The following is a 20,467-nucleotide window of genomic DNA, read 5'->3' as shown; positions in this document are numbered from 1 at the left end:
GCTCCTGATGTGCGATCCGGATTATCGCGTCCTTGGGCGAAGGGCAAGGATGGCAGCAGCCGTTTCCTCGATGGAACGGCGTGTGACGTCAATCAGAGGCCAATTGTTGCGGGCGCAGAGCGCACGCGCATATTTCAGCTCTTCCATGATCGTGGCGCGATCCGTGTAACGGCGGCTGTCAAATCCGCCGGTTGCGCCCAGTTCGCGGTTCTCGCGAACCTGCGATATGCGATCCGACGTCGCCACGAGACCGACAATCAGAGGCCGGGTGGCGGCATAGAGACTTTCGGGCAAAGGCACGTTGGGCACAACCGGAATGTTTGCGGCCTTTATACCCCTGTTGGCGAGATAGATGCTGGTCGGAGTTTTCGACGTGCGGCTGATGCCGATGATAACGACATCCGCCTCGTCATAGGTCTCCGGCATCTGTCCATCATCGTGATCCATTGCAAAATTGAGCGCTTCGATCCGCGCGAAATAATCCGCATTGAGGGCGTGTTGCGCACCGACCCGCCGTCTTGATGGCGCGCCTAGATAAGTCTGAAAGATGCCGATAATGGGTTCAAGCACGTTGACACAGGGCACGCCGATCGCGTGACAGCGCAAATCCAGGAATTCTGCCAGTTGCTGATCGACGATGGTGTAGAGGACAATGCCCGGTTCCTTGTCGATGAGGTCAATGACCTGCGCAAGCTGCTTCTGGTTGCGGATCATCGGATAGACGTGTTCCACCGGCATGGATGCGTGAAACTGTGCCGAGACCGCGCGGCCGGCAGACATGAGAGTCTCGCCTGTTGAGTCCGAAATCAGGTGCAGATGGAAGAAGCTTTTTTTGTTCTCCACGCTGTTTTTCTCCCGCTGTTGATAACCCGGGACAAATGTCCGAACGAGCCTGCGGGTCGAACCGCGCCGTGAATAAAGTGGTGTTTTTCCACAATCAGCAAGTGGCTTTCAACATGCTCCGGGCAGCCTGTGAATTGCTGGAAGAGTTGACACTTGTCCAACCCGATTCACAGCCTGTCCACAAGTCGAGAACTTTCCGATAAGAACATAATCCATTGAAAATTCGAGATAAATTACGATTTTTCCAGGTTTTTCAAGATCGCTGCCGAAATTTGTCCTACCACCGTGCTGAAAAGATGCGGCTGCGGCATTTCGACTGGAATGATTTTAATCCTTGCTACCCACAGACTCTAAGAAATAGAAAATCTTTTAAATCTCTTTGATTTTATTTTTTTAGAAGTTGGGTGTGATGAGCGAACGCAAGGTTATGACTGTTTTGAACGGGAAGACGGTCACGCCGCCGCCCATATGGCTGATGCGTCAGGCTGGACGCTATCTTCCGGAGTACCGGGAAACGCGGAAGAGCGCCGGAAGTTTCCTGGATCTCTGTTATAATCCCGAGTTGGCAACCGAGGTGACGCTTCAGCCCATTCGCAGGTTCGGGCTGGATGCAGCGATTCTTTTTTCCGACATTCTGGTGATACCCGACGCGCTTCACCGCAATGTGTCCTTCACCGAAGGCAGGGGCCCCGCCATGGACCCGATCGATGTCAGCGGTATTGAAGAACTCGATGCGTCTGATGTCATGGCGCATCTTTCGCCTGTCTTCGAAACGGTGTCGCGCCTACGCAGTTCATTGCCGGATGAAACGACGCTTCTTGGCTTTTGTGGCGCACCGTGGACGGTCGCGACCTATATGATTGCCGGTCACGGAACGCCCGACCAGGCGCCGGCGCGGCTATTCGGTTATCGGGAGCCCGCCGCGATGGAAAAGCTTTTGGCTTTTCTCGCTGAGGTTTCCGCGGATTATCTCGTGGCGCAGATCGATGCGGGGGCCGATGCCGTGCAGATCTTCGATTCCTGGGCGGGCGTGCTCGGCGAAAAGGAGTTCGAGAATTACGCAGTAAAACCGGTTGCCCGTATTATTGCTTCGGTGCGCGCGCGGCGTCCCTCCGCCAAAATAATCGCTTTCGCGAAGGGGGCGGGTTATCTTCTCAAGGACTATCGTCGTAAGACCGGTGCCGACGCGATCGGGCTGGATTGGTCCGTGCCGCTCAGCTTCGCCACGGATTTGCAGAAGGAAGGGCCCGTGCAGGGCAATCTCGACCCAATGCTGATGGTGGCGGGCGGGAGGGCTCTGCAGGATGGTATCGACGCCGTGCTGCAGGCCCTTGGGCAGGGTCCGTTGATCTTCAATCTCGGTCACGGCATCACGCCGCAGGCTGATCCGGACAATGTCACCCGGCTGGTCGAGCGGGTGCGTGCGGGTGGGACCGTGCCATGAATGACGAAAAACAGACTTCTGCGCGATCAGGAAACAGGGCCGCCCTGCGGGCTGGCGTCGGGCTGGGCGTGTTCCTCGCAGTCGTCGCCCTGTTCTTTTACGTGGATCCTGCCGATCTCTATCTCTGGATCAAGGCGTTTCACATTATTGCTGTGATCTCATGGATGGCGGCGATCTTTTATCTGCCAAGGCTCTTCATCTATCATACCGATGCGCCGGCAGGTTCGCAGCAATCCGAAACTTTCAAGGTGATGGAGCAGCGGCTGATCAAGGTCATCATGAACCCGGCGATGATGATAAGCTGGGTGCTCGGACTTTATCTCGCCTGGTCGGCCTACGGTTTTTCTGGTGGCTGGCTGCACGCAAAAATCGCTATGGTCGTGCTTCTGACTGCGACCCATGTTTATTTCACGCGTAGTGCGAAACGTTTCGCCCGAGATGAAAATACCAGGCCTGCCCGTCACTGGCGGTTGATGAATGAGGTTCCAACGTTGCTGATGATCCTCATCGTCATACTTGTGGTTGTGAAACCCTTCGGTTAGAGCGGTGTAACGATAAATTTCGCGGAATTCGTGCTTTCCTCTTGCAGCAGCGATGTTCAATCGCTATTTTCGGACCACTCATCTTCGTGGCATGTGAATTATTCAGTCATCTGCGGTCTTTCCCACAGCATCTGATTCGCGAACACGCCCTCCCCCGACATTACATTATTAAACGGTCTTCTCTTCATGGCTGAAATGAAGCTTCAGGAACTTAAGAGCAAATCGCCTACCGACTTGCTGACTTTTGCCGAATCCCTGGAAGTTGAAAATGCGAGCACCATGCGCAAGCAGGAGCTCATGTTCGCAATCCTCAAGGTTCTCGCGAGCCAGGACATCGAAATCATCGGCGAAGGTGTCGTTGAAGTCCTGCAGGACGGTTTCGGGTTCCTGCGATCCGCAAACGCAAACTATCTGCCGGGTCCGGACGATATTTACATCTCTCCCTCGCAGATCCGTCGGTTTTCGCTGAAGACCGGCGATACGGTTGAAGGACCGATCCGCGGTCCCAAGGAAGGTGAGCGCTACTTCGCCCTTCTGAAGGTCAACACGATCAATTTCGACGATCCCGAAAAGATCCGCCACAAGGTCCATTTCGATAATCTGACGCCGCTCTATCCGAACGAGCGGTTCAAGATGGAGCTTGATGTTCCGACATCCAAGGATCTGTCGTCGCGGGTTATCGATCTCGTCGCACCGCTCGGCAAGGGCCAGCGTGGCTTGATCGTTGCACCGCCACGTACCGGTAAAACGGTTCTGCTGCAGAACATTGCCCATTCGATCACGGCAAATCACCCGGAATGTTACCTCATCGTTCTTTTGATCGACGAGCGTCCGGAAGAAGTCACCGACATGCAGCGTTCGGTCAAGGGAGAGGTTGTATCCTCCACCTTCGATGAACCAGCGGTACGCCACGTACAGGTCGCTGAAATGGTCATCGAAAAGGCGAAGCGCCTCGTTGAACATGGCCGCGACGTCGTCATTCTGCTTGATTCCATAACCCGTCTTGGTCGCGCCTATAACACCGTCGTTCCCTCTTCCGGCAAGGTTCTGACCGGTGGTGTGGACGCCAACGCCCTGCAGCGGCCGAAGCGCTTCTTTGGCGCCGCCCGTAATATCGAAGAAGGCGGCTCGCTGACGATCATTGCGACCGCGCTGATCGACACCGGCAGCCGTATGGATGAAGTCATCTTTGAAGAGTTCAAGGGTACGGGTAACTCGGAAATCGTGCTTGACCGGAAGGTAGCAGACAAGCGTATCTTCCCGGCGCTGGATATTCTGAAATCTGGTACCCGTAAGGAAGACCTTCTGGTGCCGCGCCAGGATTTGCAGAAGATTTTTGTCCTTCGCCGTATTCTCGCGCCGATGGGAACGATGGACGCCATCGAGTTCCTCATCGATAAGCTGAAGCAGACTAAAAACAATTCGGATTTCTTCGAATCGATGAACACCTGAACCGGAAATTAGCCGGATTCATCTGAGGTCGTTAAAGCCGCATTCGTTTATTCGAATGCGGCTTGACTGTTTTGATCGAGGTGCGCCATGCCTTCCCCTGATACGATATATGCACTTTCGAGCGGTGCCCTCCCGGCCGGGGTGGCCGTCGTGAGGATCAGTGGACCCATGTCTTTCGCCATGCTGACAGCATTAACCGGACGAGAGCTTCCGGCATCACGAAAAGCCAGGCTGAGTTTGATTCGGAATCGAAACAATGAGACCATCGACCAGGCGCTCGTTATGTCGTTCCCGGCACCGCATTCCTTCACAGGTGAGGACTGCGTTGAAATCCAATGCCATGGAAGCCGCGCAGTCATTGCCTCGATTTTTGCTGAGTTCGAGCGGTTCCCGGATGTACGTCCCGCGGAGGCCGGGGAGTTTTCGCGCAGAGCCTTCGAGAATGGCAAGATGGACCTTCTTGAAGTCGAAGGTTTGGCCGACCTGCTTCAGGCTGAAACGGAGATGCAGCGTCGTCTGGCGGTTGAACAGAGTACAGGCAATCTTTCGGCTCTTTATGACGGATGGGCTCAGCGCCTGACGCGTGCGCGTGCGCTGATCGAGGCGGAGCTCGACTTCGCCGACGAGGAGGATGTCCCGGATTCCATATCTGGACAGGTATGGGAGGCGATGAGACAGCTGAAAGCGGAAATCGCCTCCCATCTGGAGGCCGGCGGAAACGGCGAGATTATCCGGGACGGTTTCAAGGTGGCGCTCATCGGAGAACCCAATGCCGGGAAATCCACGCTGCTGAATTCGTTAGCTGGCCGGGATATCGCCATCGTCACCGACATTGCCGGTACGACCAGGGACGTATTGAGCGTGGACATTAACCTTGAGGGCTATCTGGTACGAATATTCGACACGGCAGGCCTGAGGGAAACGTATGATGTGGTGGAACAGGAGGGGGTGCGGCGCGCTGTTTTGACAGCGGAGACTGCGGATCTCATTCTGGTGCTGCAAGATAACGATTCGTTACCGAAACAAACCATCGCATCACTGTCTGCAAAGCCGCATCTGCGCGTCAGGACCAAGGCGGCGTTGTCGTCGTCGACGCCTAGAGCTGAGTTCGATCTGTCGATCTCGGCGAAAGAAGGGATTGGTCTCGATGAATTGCGGTTCTTGATAAAGCGGGAGATTGAATCGCGATTGCAAGGGGTCCAGACTTTGATGCCCGCCCGGGCGCGCCATAAAAAACGACTTGAAGAGACGCTTAACTATGTTAGTGATGCGCTCGATTCTGAAGCCATGGACCTTGCTATAAGGTCGGAATATTTGCGGCTCGCAGCGACATCGCTTGGTCGTATTACAGGACGCGTCGATGTTGAAGATTTGCTGGGCGTCATCTTTTCAGAATTCTGCATAGGAAAATGATTCACGTGAAACATGGGCCGTGGACGCGCGGTTAGATCAGAACAGAGCGCAGATAGATGCACCAGTCATTTGATGTCGTTATTATAGGTGGTGGACATGCCGGCAGTGAAGCGGCCGCGGCTGCGGCTCGCCATGGTGCAAAAACCGCACTCGTGACCCATAAACGCGACACCATCGGTGTCATGTCCTGCAATCCAGCAATTGGCGGGCTTGGAAAAGGCCATCTCGTTCGCGAGATCGACGCCCTGGATGGTCTGATGGGGCGGGTGGCTGACGCTTCCGGTATTCAGTTTCGCATGCTCAATCGCAAAAAGGGTCCGGCAGTGCGCGGTCCCCGCACCCAGGCGGATCGCCGTCTTTACCGTGAAGCGATGCAGGGTGAAATTGCAAATATCGAGAATCTTACCATCATTGAGGGCGACGCTTTTGATATTGAGATGACGAATGAGCGAGTGGCTGCTGTCGTCATGGCGAATGGTAGCCGGATTCTCTGCGGTGCTGTGGTACTGACAAGTGGTACCTTCTTGCGTGGCCTTATTCATATCGGCTCCGAAAAGGTACCGGCCGGCCGTGTGGGTGAGGAACCGTCAATCGGCCTTTCCAACACTCTATCGCGGCTTGGCCTTCGCATGGGGAGACTTAAGACCGGCACGCCTGCCCGTCTGGACGGCCGTACAATCGACTGGAGCGGTATTGATCGACAAGGCGCAGACGAAGATCCTGTGCCCTTCTCCTTCATGACCGACAATATCGTGAATCCGCAAATCGAATGTGGAGTTACCAGAACCACATCAGCCGGGCACAGGGTCATTCAAGAGAATATCCATCTTTCAGCGATGTATTCGGGTCAGATCGAAGGCGTCGGTCCGCGTTATTGTCCGTCGATTGAAGACAAGATCACCCGGTTTGGCGAGCGTGATGGGCATCAGATATTTCTGGAGCCCGAGGGACTGGATGATCATACGATCTACCCTAACGGAATTTCCACGTCACTTCCGGCGTCTGTTCAGGAACAGTTCATCCACACCATACCGGGTCTCGAGCGGGTTGCGATCTTGCAGCCGGGTTACGCGATCGAATATGATTATGTCGACCCGCGAGAACTCAAGCCTTCCCTCGAGTGTCGCAAGATTGCGGGACTATTCCTTGCAGGGCAGATCAACGGCACAACTGGTTATGAAGAAGCAGCTGCTCAGGGGCTCGTCGCCGGCCTAAATGCCTCTCTTTATGCAAGCAACAGCGATCCGCATTATTTCAGCCGGACGGAGTCCTACATCGGCGTCATGATCGACGATCTGACATCCAAGGGTGTCAGCGAACCCTACCGAATGTTTACGTCAAGAGCGGAATACAGGCTGTCGTTACGGGTCGATAATGCCGATCTGCGACTAACGCCAGTCGGTCAGCGGGCGGGAATCATCGGTTATCACCGTCAAAAGCGATTCGATAATTTTATAGAAGAACTCGGTCGGGGTCGTGACTTGCTGAAGACCCTCACGATCAGCCCTTCGCAGGCAGCAAAGCAGGGATTAAAGCTCAATCAGGACGGACAACGCCGCTCCGTTTATGAATTGCTTGCCTATCCTGATATGTCGCTTGATGTCCTCAAACAGCACTGGCCCGAGTTAGGTACGCTTCCCGAGAAAATTGCGGATGTGCTGCAAATCGAGGCTGGTTACGCTGTGTATATGCAGCGCCAGAGCGCCGATATCGTGGACATCAAACGGGACGAAGACCGAAAGATTCCTGACGATTTCGATTTTCAAAGCCTGTCCGGCCTTTCCAATGAGTTGAAACAAAAGTTGGAAAAGGCCCGTCCAGAAAACATTGCCCAGGCCGCACGTGTTGACGGTATGACGCCGGCTGCGATATCGCTGCTTCTCGCCCTTCTGCGGAAAAACTCTTCTACGCAGAATGAAAAATTGCGTCTGCACCAATAGCGAGTCGGATTATGAAGATAAACGGCCAGAGTGTTTCACGTGAAACACAGGAGAAGCTCGAGCATTTTGTCGAGCTCTTCAAGAAGTGGAATAAGACCACCAATCTGGTGGCCCCCTCCACTCTTACAGAACTCTGGAGCCGCCACATTGCCGACAGTGCCCAGATATTTCATCTCTCTCCTTATCCTCAAAGATGGGTGGATCTGGGCAGCGGTGGGGGTTTTCCCGGTGTCGTCACTGCCATATTCCTCTCTGAAATTGGCGGCGGCTGGGTCGATCTGGTGGAAAGTAACAATAAGAAGGCCGCATTTCTCCGGATAGCGCTAAAGGAAACCGGCGCGCGTGGAGCGGTTCATCCCGTGCGAATTGAGAATGCACCTGCCATTCTCGAGACGTGCGATTCTGTGTCGGCCCGCGCACTGGCGGAGCTGGATTTGCTTTTCGACTATATTTATCCCTGGGCCACAAAAAATCCGGATCTCAAGGCATATTTCAATAAAGGCCGGGATTATGAATCCGAAGTGCAGAAAGCACATGGTCGCTGGCAATTTGATCTGGTAAAACATCGGAGTGCCATTGAGGCAGATTCTGTTGTTCTTGAAATCAGCAACCTCGCTCTGAGGCGCTGACAAGCTGGCCAGGTGCGGCATGACTTTGGAAAAAAACCGGATTATCGCAGTAGCAAACCAGAAGGGTGGGGTCGGTAAAACAACGACTGCTATCAATCTGGCCACAGCGCTGGCAGCCATCGGTGAGCGGGTATTGATAGTTGATCTGGACCCGCAGGGTAACGCCAGCACCGGGCTGGGGATCGACCGGCGAGAGCGGAAGCTCTCCTCTTATGATCTCCTGGTCGGTGATCACAATATTGCGGAAGTCGCTGTCCCGACGGCCGTTCCAAATCTCGATATCGTGCCATCGACGATGGATCTGCTTGGTTTCGAGATGCAAGTTGCTACCGTTGCCAATCGAGTCTTTCTTCTGCGTGAAGCGATGGAGACGACAGAGGCCAGAGGCTACTCCTATATCCTTGTCGACTGCCCCCCGTCCTTCAACCTCCTGACGATGAACGCAATGACGGCCGCGCATTCCGTGCTGGTGCCATTGCAATGCGAGTTTTTTGCGCTGGAAGGCCTTAGCCAGTTGCTCGATACGGTCAGCCAGATAAGAGGGTCGGTCAATCCGCAGCTCGATATCCAAGGGATTGTTCTGACGATGTTCGATGCACGCAATAATCTGGCGCAACAGGTTGTCTCGGATGTCAGAACGCATCTCGGAGAAAAGGTTTACCATACGCTCATTCCGCGCAATGTTCGCGTTTCCGAGGCCCCATCTTATGGTAAGCCGGCAATTCTTTATGATTTGAAATGTGCTGGTAGTCAGGCCTATCTGCAGCTCGCATCGGAAGTGATCCAGAGAGAGCGTTTGCGTAAAGCCGCCTGACGTCTGCCGCAATCTATGGAGTGATATCTTATGAGTGATGATCTTTCCAAGCGCCGGCTGGGACGTGGTCTCGCGGCCTTGATCGGTGAAATGGACCAGCCTGTGCCCGTGGGTGAACCCCAGCGTACTGTCAGCGCTGATCGCACCATTCCGATAGAGTTCATTGCTCGTAGCCAACGGAACCCACGTCGTCACTTCGATGAAAATGAGTTGCAGGATTTGGCCGCGTCCATTCGGCAGCATGGCATTGTTCAGCCTGTGGTGGTGCGGACGGTCGGGGTGAATCGATACGAGATTATTGCCGGTGAAAGGCGCTGGCGCGCTGCGCAGTTGGCTGGTTTTACCGACGTGCCTGTTATCGTTCGTGATGTGGATGATCGAACGGCGCTCGAGTTGGCCATCGTTGAGAACGTCCAGCGCTCAGACCTCAATCCGCTGGAAGAGGCGATGGGTTATGAGCAGCTGATCGCGGAACACGGTTACACTCAGAACGATCTCGGTGAGATTATCGGCAAGAGCCGAAGCCACGTCGCCAACAGCCTTCGGCTATTGAAACTTCCGGACCCGGTACGCGACATGCTCGCGGATGGGTCGCTTTCCGCAGGTCATGCGCGGGCGCTTGTTTCCACTTCCGATCCGGCGAATCTCGCACGCATGATTGTTTCCAAGGGCTTGTCGGTCCGTGATGCCGAGAGGTTGGCTCAGAACGACATCAAATCGCAGGGCGAAGCTACGGAAAAGCGCCCTGCCGCGGAAAAAGATTCAGATACGGTCGCACTGGAGCGCAGTCTTTCTGATGCCCTCGGTCTCGACGTAAAGATTAACCACAAGGGGGGATCCGGGCAAATCCGTATCGCTTACCGCACGCTCGAGCAACTTGAGGCAGTGTGTCGCTTGTTGGAAAATAAACAATAAGTACCTGTTTTAATTGAAAAATACCCGCCTTTGGCGGGTATTATCGTTATGGCGACCGCCTAAAAATCTATTGCGCGGCCCTTTATTTCGTAGTCGCCGAAACGAACCGGTTCGGCGCCGCCGCGGCCACCGGTTTCCGGCGGTAACTGTAGATCTGCCTGTTGTTTGCGCCGTTCTTCTGCTTCTTTCAGGGCCCGCTCAGCCGCGGGCGATAGCCGCCTCCGCTGCTCCGCGCCGTTGTCGTTATCCGCATCCTGCATGAGAAACCCTCCCTATAACGGGATATTGAAATATGTTTGCCGTTTCCCAGATTATATACCCATAGGGATTTTTTAAACCCCGGAATAATCCGGCGATGAGAATTCCGGCCACGACAGGGAGATTTCAGCGGATGAACATGATGCGCACGGCAATGCTTCTGGCCTTCATGACGGCATTGTTCATGGGCGTCGGTTTTCTGATCGGGGGCAAGGGCGGCATGATGATTGCTCTCGTCATGGCTGCCGGCATGAATCTTTTTTCCTACTGGAATTCAGATAAGATGGTTCTCTCGGCCTATCATGCCCGGGAAATCGATGAGGCGAATGCGCCTGAGTTCTTCCACATGATCCGCGATCTCTCACATAATGCCGGTCTGCCCATGCCGAAGGTCTATATTTATGACAGCCCGCAGCCAAACGCCTTTGCGACGGGAAGGAACCCGCAAAACGCCGCTGTTGCTGCTTCAACGGGTCTGCTGGAGCGTTTGACGCCCGAGGAAGTGGCCGGTGTGATGGCGCATGAACTGGCGCATGTGCAAAACCGGGATACGCTGACAATGACAATTACCGCTACGCTGGCGGGTGCGATTTCCATGCTCGGCAACTTCGCGTTCTTCTTTGGCGGCAATCGGGAAAACAATAATAATCCTCTCGGATTCATCGGCGTCCTGGTTGCGATGATCGTCGCACCGCTTGCCGCAATGCTGGTCCAGATGGCGATCAGCCGAACTCGCGAATATTCCGCCGACCGGCGTGGCGCTGAAATCTGTGGCAATCCTCTCTGGCTTGCATCGGCGTTGCAAAAGATTTCCGGCATGGCGCAACGCATCCACAATGACGACGCGGAGCGCAATCCGGCAACAGCGCATATGTTCATCATCAACCCGCTCTCGGGTGAACGTATGGACAACCTTTTCTCCACGCACCCGAATACGGAAAACCGGGTGGCGGCATTGCATGCGATGGCACAGGAGTTTTCCCCGCGAGGATCGACGCCGCCGCCATCGGGTGATAGACCTCAGTGCAAATCGGGTTCGGTTCCCAAGACAGGCTGGGGACGGGGCAATGAAAATGAGCGCAAGGGACCTTGGTCTTGACATCAGATATTCAAAATAAGCCGTCACGGTCCAAAAAACCGAGGTTGGCGCAAGGCAGGGGCCGTGAAGACGGCCCTTCGTCTTTCCAGGACAAACCCGGTCTTCCTGCGCGCATAGCTGCCGCCCGCATATTGGCCGCCGTTCTGGAAAAGAAAACCTCGCTGGACGGTATGCTGGACAGCGAAAATGGCAATCCTGTTTATCGCGCGCTGTCGCCCGCGGACAGAGCGCTGGTGAGAGCCATCGTCAATAGCGCGCTTCGTCACCTCCCTCGGATCGAAACGGCGCTGTCAATGCTGCTGGATGGCCCGTTGCCGCAGGGTGCGCGTTCATTGCACCACATTCTCGTCGTTGGCGCGGCGCAAATGCTCTACCTTGATGTCCCGGATCACTCGGCCGTCGATCTCGCTGTCGAGCAGGCGCATCGTGATCCACGCAACAGGCGCTTCGTAAAGCTGGTCAACGCGGTTCTGCGACGGCTGGGTCGTGAGAAGGCCGAAATCGAAAAGGCCGTCGCCGGTGTGTCGGTCCTGCCGGACTGGTTCTACGCAAGGCTGGTTTCGGCCTATGGGCATGAGGTGGCGCAACGCATCTCTGCCGCGCAGCTCACACCCTCTTCCATCGACCTCACCGTCAAGGCCGATCCTGCCCTCTGGGCTGAGAAGCTGGGCGGAACCGTCATGCCGAATGGCAGCGTGCGCCTGGGTGAATTTGAAGGCCAGATACCTTCTCTCGAAGGTTTTGCGGAAGGCGCCTGGTGGGTGCAGGATCTTGCGGCCAGCATGCCCGTGCGATTACTCGGAGATATCTCAGGCAAGCGTGTTGCCGATCTCTGCGCCGCTCCGGGCGGCAAGACGGCCCAGCTTGCACTTGCGGGTGCGAAAGTGACGGCGCTGGATCAGTCTGGCAATCGTCTTCGTCGCCTGAGGGAAAATCTCGACCGGCTTGGCCTTCAGGCCGAAACGGTTGAGGTCAATATGTTGAAGTATCAGCCGGAGCAGCTTTTTGACGCTGTTCTTCTCGACGCACCCTGCTCTTCAACCGGGACATTGCGCAAACATCCCGATGTTTGCTGGACGAAGGACGAGGCCGATATTGCCAAGCTGGCTGCTCTGCAGGGCCAGATGTTGCGGCACGCGCTGACGCTGGTTGCACCAGGCGGTATCGTGGTGTTTTCCAATTGCTCGCTCGATCCTTCCGAAGGTGAGGCGATGATTGCCGAAGTCCTGGCGGAAAATCCCGATGTAGAACGTGTCGCCGTCCACAGTGAGGATTGGCCGGGAATGGAAGCGGCGATCAACGCCGAGGGTGACCTTCGCACCACGCCCGACATGTTCGGGGGGGTCGATGGGTTTTTTAGCAGTGTCTTGCGTAAGAAGTAGAAAAAAGCCAAGCTTTCGCGAATCATTGGATAATTGTCGATAACGTTCCGGTCATCACGGTTCACTGATAAAAACAAAACATGTGAAACGGGAAACACAGCTTGTTAGGGTCCTTTGCAGGCAGCATGAATGCCGCCGGTCTTCTTTCGCGGATGGCGTATCGCCATCTGTGTGTCGGCCTCACGCCGTTACGTCTGCATGTTTCACGTTTTGCCAATCGTGCGCCGGATGGGCTGGTTGCGGCACCGACGGATCTTCGGGCAATCGATCCCTATTTTGCCGAGGAGTTGCTGCGCGGCCGTATCGCGCTTGCCGGCCGTGTCATGGAAACCGGTGGCCACTCGCCTTTTCAGGTGGAATATCCTTCGCTTGTTTTTGAAGAGCGGCTGCATGCGTTTAGCTGGCTGCGCCACATCCGTTCCGACAGATCGAGCGAGGCATGCAGGAAGGCCCGCCGTATCGTCGCCGAATGGATGGCCATCCATGGCAAAAAGCTTGCGGGGGTTGCGTGGGCTCCGGAAATCGCGGCGCAGAGATTGATCGCCTGGCTTTCCCACTCGCCCGTGGTCCTGTACGAAGCAGATGCGGGGTTTTATCGCCGGTTTCTGAAAAGCCTGGTCTTTCACGTGCGCTACCTTGAGAAAATCGTCAGGCACGCGCCGGATGGGGAGGTGAGACTGCGGATCAGGATCGCGCTTGCCATGGCTTCTATCGCCATGCCCACCCGGATGTCGCGGATCGCGCGGCACGGAATGAAGCTGGCTCAGGAAATGGAGCGGCAGATCCTGCCCGATGGCGGGCATGTCTCCCGCAATCCGCGCGTGATGTTGGATCTGCTGCTCGACCTTCTGCCCCTTCGACAAAGCTATATCAATCTCGGCCATGACCTGCCGTCCGGGCTGGTTCCTGCGATAGACCGCATGTTTCCAGCGATACGGTTTTTTCGGCACCAGGGCGGCGATCTCGCCTTGTTCAACGGCGCGACGGCCACGCTCGCCAATGAGCTTGTTTCGGTGCTCCGTTATGATGAGACAGCGGGCCGGCCTTCCAAGGTGTTGCCGGATGTGAATTATCACCGCCTTGCCGCGGGCGAGACGGTGGTTATCGTGGATACGGGCTATCCTGGCTCGGCCGAGCTTTCACGTAACGCGCATTCGGGCTGCCTCTCTTTCGAGATGTCATGCGGAAAAAACCGCTTCATCGTCAATTCCGGGTTTCCGCGAAATGCGGCGCCTGAATATCAACGGGCTAGCCGATCGACCGCTGCTCATTCCACCGTCACGCTCGCCGACACGTCTTCATGCAGACTGTCGCGGTCCAGATTGCTCGGACCGATCATGGTTTCCGGTGTCAGCCAGGTCGATAGCCGGCGCGAAACGGGTGCAAACGGCAATGATGTCCTATGGGCGGCGCATGACGGATATCTTCACAACTTCGGCTGTTATCACGAACGGGAGATAGAGCTGAATGCCGCTGGCACCAAGATAAAGGGTCGTGACCTGCTAAGGGCCGATCACAATGCCGCAAACGCGCAGACCCAGTCGGTCTCGGCGGTTTCGCGTTTCCACATCCACCCCCATATCCAGCTGCACCAGCGGGATGATGAGTCAATTTATCTTGAGGCCGCGGACGGAACCACTTGGCTGTTGACGGCACCGGGGTTGGAGCTTTTCGTGACCGAGGACGTGTTCATGGCCGATGCGTCCGGCATGCGGCCATCGCAGCAGATCGAGCTACCGTTCAATCTCGCCAATACGCGGGAGATTCGTTGGCTTATTGAGCGTCAGGCCTGAGCCTTTCCCCCTGGAATTCGGCAAAAATACCCTAGTTTTTATCCTTCGACGTCCCCGCTGTTTATTCTTGCGGTAAGCTGTGTTAACGCGGCGGCAATTGCTGGAAAACCCGTTCCAGCCTGTCCTCCCCGTTTAACGGAGTATTTTCGATGGCCGTCGTATCCAAAAAAATTCCCGCTCCCGACAAGGTCAAAATTCGCACGGCGCTGCTCTCCGTGTCCGACAAGACCGACATTATCGAGCTGGCGACAGTTCTGTCCAAACTCGGCGTCAAGCTGCTCTCGACGGGCGGAACGGCAAAGGCTATTGCCGATGCGGGTCTGCCGGTGACGGATGTCTCCGAGGTGACCAATTTTCCCGAGATCATGGATGGCCGCGTCAAGACCCTGCATCCCAACGTGCATGGTGGGCTTCTGGCAATCCGGGATGATGCCGAACATGTGGATGCGATGAAGGCTCACTGTATTGAGGCGATCGATCTTTCTGTCATCAATCTTTATCCGTTCGAGGACGTTCGCGCCAAAGGCGGCGATTATCCGACCACGGTGGAAAACATTGATATTGGTGGTCCGGCCATGATCCGGGCATCGGCGAAGAATCATGCCTATGTGACCGTGGTGACCGATCCGTCCGATTATCCTGATCTGGTTGAAGCCCTGCAGGCCGATGACGGACAGACAAGCTATGCGCTGCGCCAGCGCTTCGCCGCCAAGGCCTATGCCCGCACGGCTGCTTATGACGCAATGATTTCAAACTGGTTTGCCGAGGCGCTCGCTATCGAAACCCCTGATTACCGCGCCATTGGCGGCGTGCTGAAGGAAAAGATGCGTTATGGCGAAAACCCGCACCAGAGCGCCGGTTTTTATCTGACCGGAGAAAAGCGGCCTGGCGTGGCAACAGCGACGCTTCTTCAGGGCAAGCAACTGTCCTACAATAATATCAACGACACCGACGCCGCCTACGAACTGGTTGCGGAGTTCCTGCCGGAAAATGCGCCGGCCGTTGCAATCATCAAGCACGCCAATCCCTGTGGCGTCGCGACCGGTCCGACGCTTGCAGAAGCCTACCGGCGAGCGCTGGCATGCGATTCCGTCTCGGCCTTCGGCGGCGTCATCGCTCTCAACCGCACGCTTGATGCGGAAACGGCGGAAGAGATCGTCAAGCTTTTCACTGAAGTCATCATCGCACCTGATGTTACAGAAGAAGCAAAATCGATCATTGCCCGCAAACCTAACCTGCGACTTCTGGCAGCCGGCGGCCTGCCTGACCCGCGCGCGGCCGGCATTACCGCAAAGACGGTTTCGGGCGGCCTTCTGGTCCAAAGTCGCGATAATGGCATGGTCGAAGATCTGGATCTCAAGGTCGTCACCAAGCGCGCGCCGACGGCGCAGGAACTTGAAGACATGAAGTTTGCCTTCAAGATCGCCAAGCACGTGAAATCCAACGCCGTCATCTACGCCAAGGACGGCCAGACAGCGGGTATCGGCGCCGGCCAGATGAGCCGTGTCGACTCAGCCCGTATCGCGGCTCAGAAGGCCGAAGATGCCGCCAGGGCTCTCGGTCTGGCTGAACCGCTGACCCGTGGCTCTGCCGTCGCTTCGGAAGCCTTTTATCCCTTTGCCGATGGCCTGCTTGCGGCGATTGCCGCTGGCGCGACTGCCGTTATTCAGCCCGGCGGTTCCATGCGCGATCAGGAAGTGATCGACGCTGCCAATGAGCACGATGTTGCGATGGTCTTTACTGGCATGCGTCACTTCCGCCATTAAGCGCAATATGATCAGAAATGAACAAGGCCCGAAGAATCGCTCTTCGGGCCTTTTTTGTTTCACGTGGGACAGTGGCGTGAGGGCTCAGGTCACTGCGCCGACCTGCCAGGGCACGAATTCATTATCGCCATAGTCGTAGATCTCGCTGACAGTCTTGTTGCCGGAGGCCACCGCTATGATGTGTTCGAAAATTCTTTCGCCGGATTCTTCGATTGTTTCGTTCCCAGTAACGATCTCGCCGCAGTTCAAATCCATATCTTCCTTCATGTGTTCATACATTTCGGAATTTGTGGCGATCTTGATGCATGGCGCGGGTTTGAAGCCGGAAACCGAGCCGCGGCCGGTGGTGAAACAGATGACGTTACAGCCGCCGGCAACCTGCCCTGTCACGGCAACAGGGTCGTAACCGGGTGTGTCCATGAAGACGAAACCCTGCTCCGTTACTGTCTCCGCAAATTCATACACCGCCTTCAACGGCATGGATCCGCCCTTGGCGACCGCGCCCAGCGATTTCTCCAGAATGGTTGTCAGGCCGCCAAGCTTGTTGCCGTGAGAGGGGTTGTTGTTGAGTTCATCGCCGTTACGAGCCGTATAATCCCGCCACCAGTCGATACGCTGCAAAAGCTTTTCGGCGACGGCAGGGGTGATGGCGCGCTTGGTCAAAAGATGTTCGGCGCCGTAAATCTCCGGCGTTTCGGAGAGAACTGTGGTGCCGCCATTGCGGACGATGAGGTCGGAGGCATATCCGAGGGCCGGGTTGGCGGAAATGCCGGAGTATCCGTCGGAACCGCCGCATTCCAGCGCCACTTTCAGCTTTGAAAGAGGCTGTTCAGTACGGCGTGCGGCATTGACCATCGGCAGCATGGCCTTAATCTCGGCAATTGCCGCGTCGATCGTTTTGCGGGTGCCGCCATGCTGCTGGATTGTCATGGTGCGCAGCCGGTCGCCCTCCTCCATCTTGTAATGTTCGAGGATAGGCGCGATCTGGTTGGTCTCACAGCCCAAGCCGATCAACAGGATGCCACCAAAATTAGGATGGCGGGCATAGCCCTGGATGGTGCGGATCAGCAGACGGTAGCCTTCCGATTTTGTATTCAGCGCGCAGCCCCCGCCGTGGGTCAGCGCCACGACGCCATCGACGTTGTCGAAACCATCAAGGCCGCCCTGCTTGTTGAAATAATCGGCGATATAGCGCGACACGGTGGCGGAACAGTTCACAGAAGCGATGACGCCGATATAGTTTCTCGTTCCGACACCGCCGAGGCCACGGTCATATCCCATGAAGGTACGGCGCTCGGCCTCCGGCACCATGCCCTTCTCCTCAATGTCGACGCTGAACTGATGCGCGTGTTCGGAAGGCACCATGGCAAGATTGTGCAGGTGCACGTGCCGGCCAGGTTCGATGTCCTGGGTGGCGATGCCAATCACCTGTCCGTATTTCAGCACCTCATCTCCGGATCTGATGAATTTAAGGGCCACTTTGTGCCCGCGCCCAATCAATTCGAGCGCCGCCAGATCGCCCCTGCCCGTCGCGCCGCCCGCCGGGATGGACCGACGCGCCACCGCAACGTTGTCGTTGGCGTTCAGCAAAATGGTTGCCTCGGAATTCTCACTCACGGATGTTCCTCCTCCCGGTATATTGTCTGCTATGTTCCTGAATTAGTTTTCGACCCAGCGTCTCTTAGAACCTTCCAGATGGGTATGCATGGCGGCCTGCGCCAACAGCGGGTCTTTCAGTTCAAGCGCGGCGAGAATGGCCTCGTGTTCCTGAAGAGCATGGGTCCAGGTATCGCGGTCTTCAAACTTCACGCGGAGCTGGGCCGAAATGGGGCTATGGCGCTCATCGAAAAGGTTGGCCACCATTCGGGCTAAAACGCTGTTACCGGATTGCTCGGCTATTGTGACGTGAAACAGCCGGTCCTGATCCAGCGGCTTGCGACCGGCCTCTATTTCCCTCTGCATGGTATTGAGTATCTGGCGCAGGGTCGCGATCGCTTCATCGGTCATCCGGCTTGCCGCCAGCACGATGGTGGCACCCTCCAATGCGGCGCGCGCCTGCATCAGTTCGGAGGGGCTGTCGCCAAGCGATTTGGTGTGGTGGGTCGTCTGCAGCGCTTCCGCCGAAACATAGACGCCGGAACCCATACGAATTTCCACTGTGTTGTCTATCTCAAGCGCAATCAGGGCCTCGCGCAACGAAGGCCTCGATACACCGAGCTTCTGAGCCAGTTCCCGCTCAGCGGGAAGCCGCGTACCGGGCAGGAATTCACCCAGATCGATGAGTTCGCGTATCTGGTCCGCAATCTGCTGATAAAGCCTGCGCGGCTCCGCTATTTTGGCCTGACCACTCATGAGTTTTACGACAAGTCCTGTCCGAAGTTCATATTTGGCCTTACCGTAGCGCCAAGCGTATCAATACGCAAGAAATTACTTAAATACGTGAAATTACATGTTTTTTACCGAAGCAGTTTAGATATGAAATTTTCGCTATGAGTCCGGATTCGCAAATTGTCAGCTAATTGGCTTGACCATTTAAAAAAACCGGCCTAACCATTTGACCTGTTCATGACCCCGGTGGAGCGGGGATACGGGTGGGAGGTTTCCAGATGTCGCAGGGCGCATCGACAATTCGGGGCGAGTACTCGCCTGAGGAGATGGCGCGCGCGGAGCGTTCGGCCCTTCTGCGTCTCGAAAATATCAGCAAGGAGTTCCCCGGCGTCAAAGCCTTGTCGAATGTGCATTTCGATCTGCGCAGAGGCGAGGTGCATGCTGTCTGTGGTGAGAACGGGGCGGGAAAATCGACGCTGATGAAAATCATCAGCGGTGTGTACCAGCCAAGTGATGGCACCATCCTGCACAAGGGCGTGAAGGTGCAATACGCCTCCCCGCTCGAGTCCGAAGCTGCCGGCATCGCCATCATCCATCAGGAACTCAATCTCGTTCCGCATCTTTCCGTCGCCGAAAACATCTATCTTGCGCGCGAACCGCGTCGCGGTTTCCTGGTTGACCGCAAGAAGCTGCGCCTCGATGCCAAGCGCTGTCTCGACCGGCTGGGTGTCGATATCGATCCGGATCAGATCGTCCGCGGCCTCTCCGTCGCCCAATGCCAGATGGTGGAAATCGCCAAGGCGCTCTCTCTTGATGCTGAAGTGCTCATCATGGATGAGCCGACCTCTTCTCTGACGGAGCAGGAAACCCGCCTTCTCTTCAAGGTCATCAGAGACCTCAAGGCTTCCGGCGTCGGTATCGTCTATATTTCTCACCGTCTCGACGAAATGGCCGAGATCGTCGATCGTGTGACGGTCTTGCGCGACGGACGTTATATTTCGACCGACGACTTCGCCTCCATCACTGTTGATGACATCGTCACGCGTATGGTCGGGCGTTCGCTGGAGGATAAATTCCCCGAGCGCACGTCGCGCCCGACGGAGGATATCATCTTCTCCGTCGAAAGGCTGACCCGCAATGGCGTGTTCAACGATGTCAGTTTTTCGCTTCGGCGCGGCGAAATCCTGGGTTTTGCCGGCCTTATGGGTGCAGGTCGAACGGAAGTCGCGCGGGCGATTTTTGGGGCGGACCCGCTCGATGCCGGCAAGATCACCTTCAATGGGCGCGAGCTTTCGATCAGCTCACCGCAGGATGCGATTGAAGAAGGCATCGCCTATCTCTCGGAAGACCGGAAAAGCGACGGCCTCGCCATCAAGATGTCGGTAGCGGCCAATACGACGCTCGCCAATCTCGGCGAACTTTCCAACCGTTTTGGGCTGATCGACTTCAGGAAACACGACGAGGTCACCAAGCGATACGTCGACCTCTTGAATATCCGCACGCCTTCCATCGAGCAGACCGTGCGCCTGCTATCGGGGGGGAATCAGCAAAAGATCATCATCGGCAAGTGGTTGTTCCGCCAATCCCGTATCCTGTTCTTCGATGAGCCTACACGTGGCATCGATGTCGGTGCGAAATTCGCGATCTACAAGATCATGGATGAGCTGGCCGCCCAGGGCATCGGCGTCATTCTCATCAGTTCGGAACTGCCGGAAATTCTAGGGCTGACGGACCGCATCGCGGTTTTCCACCAGGGCCGGATCACGGGCGTGCTCGAAACCGCCAAGACCAATCAGGAAGAAATCATGCGGTATGCGTCCGGTTACGGCCGGGCCGCGCAGTGAGGAAC

General features: G+C 56.1%; 17 protein-coding genes. 13 read left to right on the top strand and 4 right to left on the bottom strand.

Annotation, left to right across the window (positions count from 1 at the left end; translation table 11 throughout):
* Positions 1-21: 21 nt before the first annotated feature.
* Complete coding sequence (locus BLU28_RS21065; protein ID WP_077987159.1) at positions 22-843, bottom strand: pyruvate, water dikinase regulatory protein; 822 nt, start codon at positions 841-843, stop codon at positions 22-24.
* 409 nt (positions 844-1,252) lie between these two features.
* Between BLU28_RS21065 and hemE the strand changes: the two genes are divergently transcribed.
* From hemE to BLU28_RS21025, 8 genes are all read left to right on the top strand, one after another.
* On the top strand, positions 1,253-2,287 hold the full coding sequence (hemE, locus tag BLU28_RS21060) for a uroporphyrinogen decarboxylase (RefSeq protein ID WP_044459682.1): 1,035 nt from the start codon (positions 1,253-1,255) through the stop codon (positions 2,285-2,287).
* Complete coding sequence (hemJ, locus tag BLU28_RS21055; protein WP_168247146.1) at positions 2,284-2,829, top strand: protoporphyrinogen oxidase HemJ; 546 nt, start codon at positions 2,284-2,286, stop codon at positions 2,827-2,829. Before hemE ends, hemJ begins: the two co-directional genes overlap by 4 nt.
* 186 nt (positions 2,830-3,015) lie before the next feature.
* The gene (gene rho / locus BLU28_RS21050) at positions 3,016-4,281 is read left to right on the top strand and encodes a transcription termination factor Rho (protein ID WP_004444236.1); all 1,266 of its coding nucleotides are present in this window, start codon (positions 3,016-3,018) and stop codon (positions 4,279-4,281) included.
* An 87-nt stretch (positions 4,282-4,368) separates the two neighbouring features.
* On the top strand, positions 4,369-5,694 hold the full coding sequence (gene mnmE / locus BLU28_RS21045; protein ID WP_077987158.1) for a tRNA uridine-5-carboxymethylaminomethyl(34) synthesis GTPase MnmE: 1,326 nt from the start codon (positions 4,369-4,371) through the stop codon (positions 5,692-5,694).
* 56 nt (positions 5,695-5,750) lie between these two features.
* Complete coding sequence (mnmG, locus tag BLU28_RS21040) at positions 5,751-7,634, top strand: tRNA uridine-5-carboxymethylaminomethyl(34) synthesis enzyme MnmG (protein ID WP_077987157.1); 1,884 nt, start codon at positions 5,751-5,753, stop codon at positions 7,632-7,634.
* Between the two features lie 11 nt (positions 7,635-7,645).
* Complete coding sequence (rsmG, locus tag BLU28_RS21035) at positions 7,646-8,263, top strand: 16S rRNA (guanine(527)-N(7))-methyltransferase RsmG (RefSeq protein WP_077987156.1); 618 nt, start codon at positions 7,646-7,648, stop codon at positions 8,261-8,263.
* Positions 8,264-8,282: 19 nt separating this feature from the next.
* Positions 8,283-9,077 (top strand): ParA family protein, encoded by a 795-nt coding sequence (locus BLU28_RS21030; protein ID WP_006700257.1) that lies wholly within the window; start codon positions 8,283-8,285, stop codon positions 9,075-9,077.
* Positions 9,078-9,107: 30 nt separating this feature from the next.
* Entirely contained in the window at positions 9,108-9,992 is an 885-nt protein-coding gene (locus BLU28_RS21025) for a ParB/RepB/Spo0J family partition protein (protein ID WP_004444225.1), read from the top strand.
* A gap of 59 nt (positions 9,993-10,051) precedes the next feature.
* Here BLU28_RS21025 and BLU28_RS21020 read toward each other — a convergent pair whose 3' ends face one another.
* Positions 10,052-10,252, bottom strand: coding sequence for a DUF1674 domain-containing protein (locus tag BLU28_RS21020; RefSeq protein ID WP_004444223.1), 201 nt, complete (start codon positions 10,250-10,252; stop codon positions 10,052-10,054).
* Positions 10,253-10,383: 131 nt separating this feature from the next.
* Here BLU28_RS21020 and htpX point away from each other — a divergent pair, with 131 nt between their 5' ends.
* From htpX to purH, 4 genes are all read left to right on the top strand, one after another.
* A complete protein-coding gene (gene htpX / locus BLU28_RS21015; RefSeq protein WP_077987155.1) occupies positions 10,384-11,349 on the top strand; it encodes a zinc metalloprotease HtpX in 966 nt (321 codons plus the stop codon).
* A complete protein-coding gene (locus BLU28_RS21010) occupies positions 11,346-12,731 on the top strand; it encodes an RsmB/NOP family class I SAM-dependent RNA methyltransferase (RefSeq protein ID WP_037090059.1) in 1,386 nt (461 codons plus the stop codon). The genes htpX and BLU28_RS21010 overlap by 4 nt, the downstream gene beginning before the upstream one ends.
* 125 nt (positions 12,732-12,856) lie before the next feature.
* Positions 12,857-14,524, top strand: a complete 1,668-nt coding sequence (locus tag BLU28_RS21005; protein ID WP_168247150.1) for a heparinase II/III family protein — start codon at positions 12,857-12,859, stop codon at positions 14,522-14,524.
* Between the two features lie 149 nt (positions 14,525-14,673).
* Positions 14,674-16,290: a bifunctional phosphoribosylaminoimidazolecarboxamide formyltransferase/IMP cyclohydrolase gene (gene purH / locus BLU28_RS21000; RefSeq protein WP_077987154.1), complete on the top strand. Its 1,617-nt coding sequence runs from the start codon at positions 14,674-14,676 to the stop codon at positions 16,288-16,290.
* 84 nt (positions 16,291-16,374) lie between these two features.
* Here purH and BLU28_RS20995 read toward each other — a convergent pair whose 3' ends face one another.
* Positions 16,375-17,907 carry a UxaA family hydrolase gene (locus BLU28_RS20995; RefSeq protein WP_022557036.1) on the bottom strand — a complete coding sequence of 511 codons (1,533 nt, stop codon included), beginning with the start codon at positions 17,905-17,907 and terminating at the stop codon, positions 16,375-16,377.
* Positions 17,908-17,949: 42 nt separating this feature from the next.
* Positions 17,950-18,642 (bottom strand): FadR/GntR family transcriptional regulator, encoded by a 693-nt coding sequence (locus BLU28_RS20990; RefSeq protein WP_004444212.1) that lies wholly within the window; start codon positions 18,640-18,642, stop codon positions 17,950-17,952.
* 254 nt (positions 18,643-18,896) lie between these two features.
* Between BLU28_RS20990 and BLU28_RS20985 the strand changes: the two genes are divergently transcribed.
* Entirely contained in the window at positions 18,897-20,462 is a 1,566-nt protein-coding gene (locus BLU28_RS20985) for a sugar ABC transporter ATP-binding protein (protein WP_168247145.1), read from the top strand.
* The last annotated feature ends 5 nt before the right edge of the window (positions 20,463-20,467 follow it).

Source organism: Agrobacterium pusense, from assembly GCF_900102105.1.
GTDB lineage: Bacteria > Pseudomonadota > Alphaproteobacteria > Rhizobiales > Rhizobiaceae > Agrobacterium > Agrobacterium pusense.
Note: the sequence above shows the minus strand (reverse complement) of the source record. Positions and strands in the feature narration are given on the sequence as shown.

Excerpts from the sequence above, each read along its gene's own strand:
- mnmE (WP_077987158.1), top strand. The coding sequence starts at position 4,369 with ATGCCTTCCCCTGATACGATATATGCACTTTCGAGCGGTGCCCTCCCG.
- hemJ (WP_168247146.1), top strand. The coding sequence starts at position 2,284 with ATGAATGACGAAAAACAGACTTCTGCGCGATCAGGAAACAGGGCCGCC.
- BLU28_RS20985 (WP_168247145.1), top strand. The coding sequence starts at position 18,897 with ATGTCGCAGGGCGCATCGACAATTCGGGGCGAGTACTCGCCTGAGGAG.
- mnmG (WP_077987157.1), top strand. The coding sequence starts at position 5,751 with ATGCACCAGTCATTTGATGTCGTTATTATAGGTGGTGGACATGCCGGC.
- BLU28_RS21030 (WP_006700257.1), top strand. The coding sequence starts at position 8,283 with ATGACTTTGGAAAAAAACCGGATTATCGCAGTAGCAAACCAGAAGGGT.
- BLU28_RS21020 (WP_004444223.1), bottom strand. The coding sequence starts at position 10,252 with ATGCAGGATGCGGATAACGACAACGGCGCGGAGCAGCGGAGGCGGCTA.
- BLU28_RS21005 (WP_168247150.1), top strand. The coding sequence starts at position 12,857 with ATGAATGCCGCCGGTCTTCTTTCGCGGATGGCGTATCGCCATCTGTGT.
- purH (WP_077987154.1), top strand. The coding sequence starts at position 14,674 with ATGGCCGTCGTATCCAAAAAAATTCCCGCTCCCGACAAGGTCAAAATT.
- BLU28_RS20990 (WP_004444212.1), bottom strand. The coding sequence starts at position 18,642 with ATGAGTGGTCAGGCCAAAATAGCGGAGCCGCGCAGGCTTTATCAGCAG.
- rsmG (WP_077987156.1), top strand. The coding sequence starts at position 7,646 with ATGAAGATAAACGGCCAGAGTGTTTCACGTGAAACACAGGAGAAGCTC.
- rho (WP_004444236.1), top strand. The coding sequence starts at position 3,016 with ATGGCTGAAATGAAGCTTCAGGAACTTAAGAGCAAATCGCCTACCGAC.
- BLU28_RS21025 (WP_004444225.1), top strand. The coding sequence starts at position 9,108 with ATGAGTGATGATCTTTCCAAGCGCCGGCTGGGACGTGGTCTCGCGGCC.
- htpX (WP_077987155.1), top strand. The coding sequence starts at position 10,384 with ATGAACATGATGCGCACGGCAATGCTTCTGGCCTTCATGACGGCATTG.
- hemE (WP_044459682.1), top strand. The coding sequence starts at position 1,253 with ATGAGCGAACGCAAGGTTATGACTGTTTTGAACGGGAAGACGGTCACG.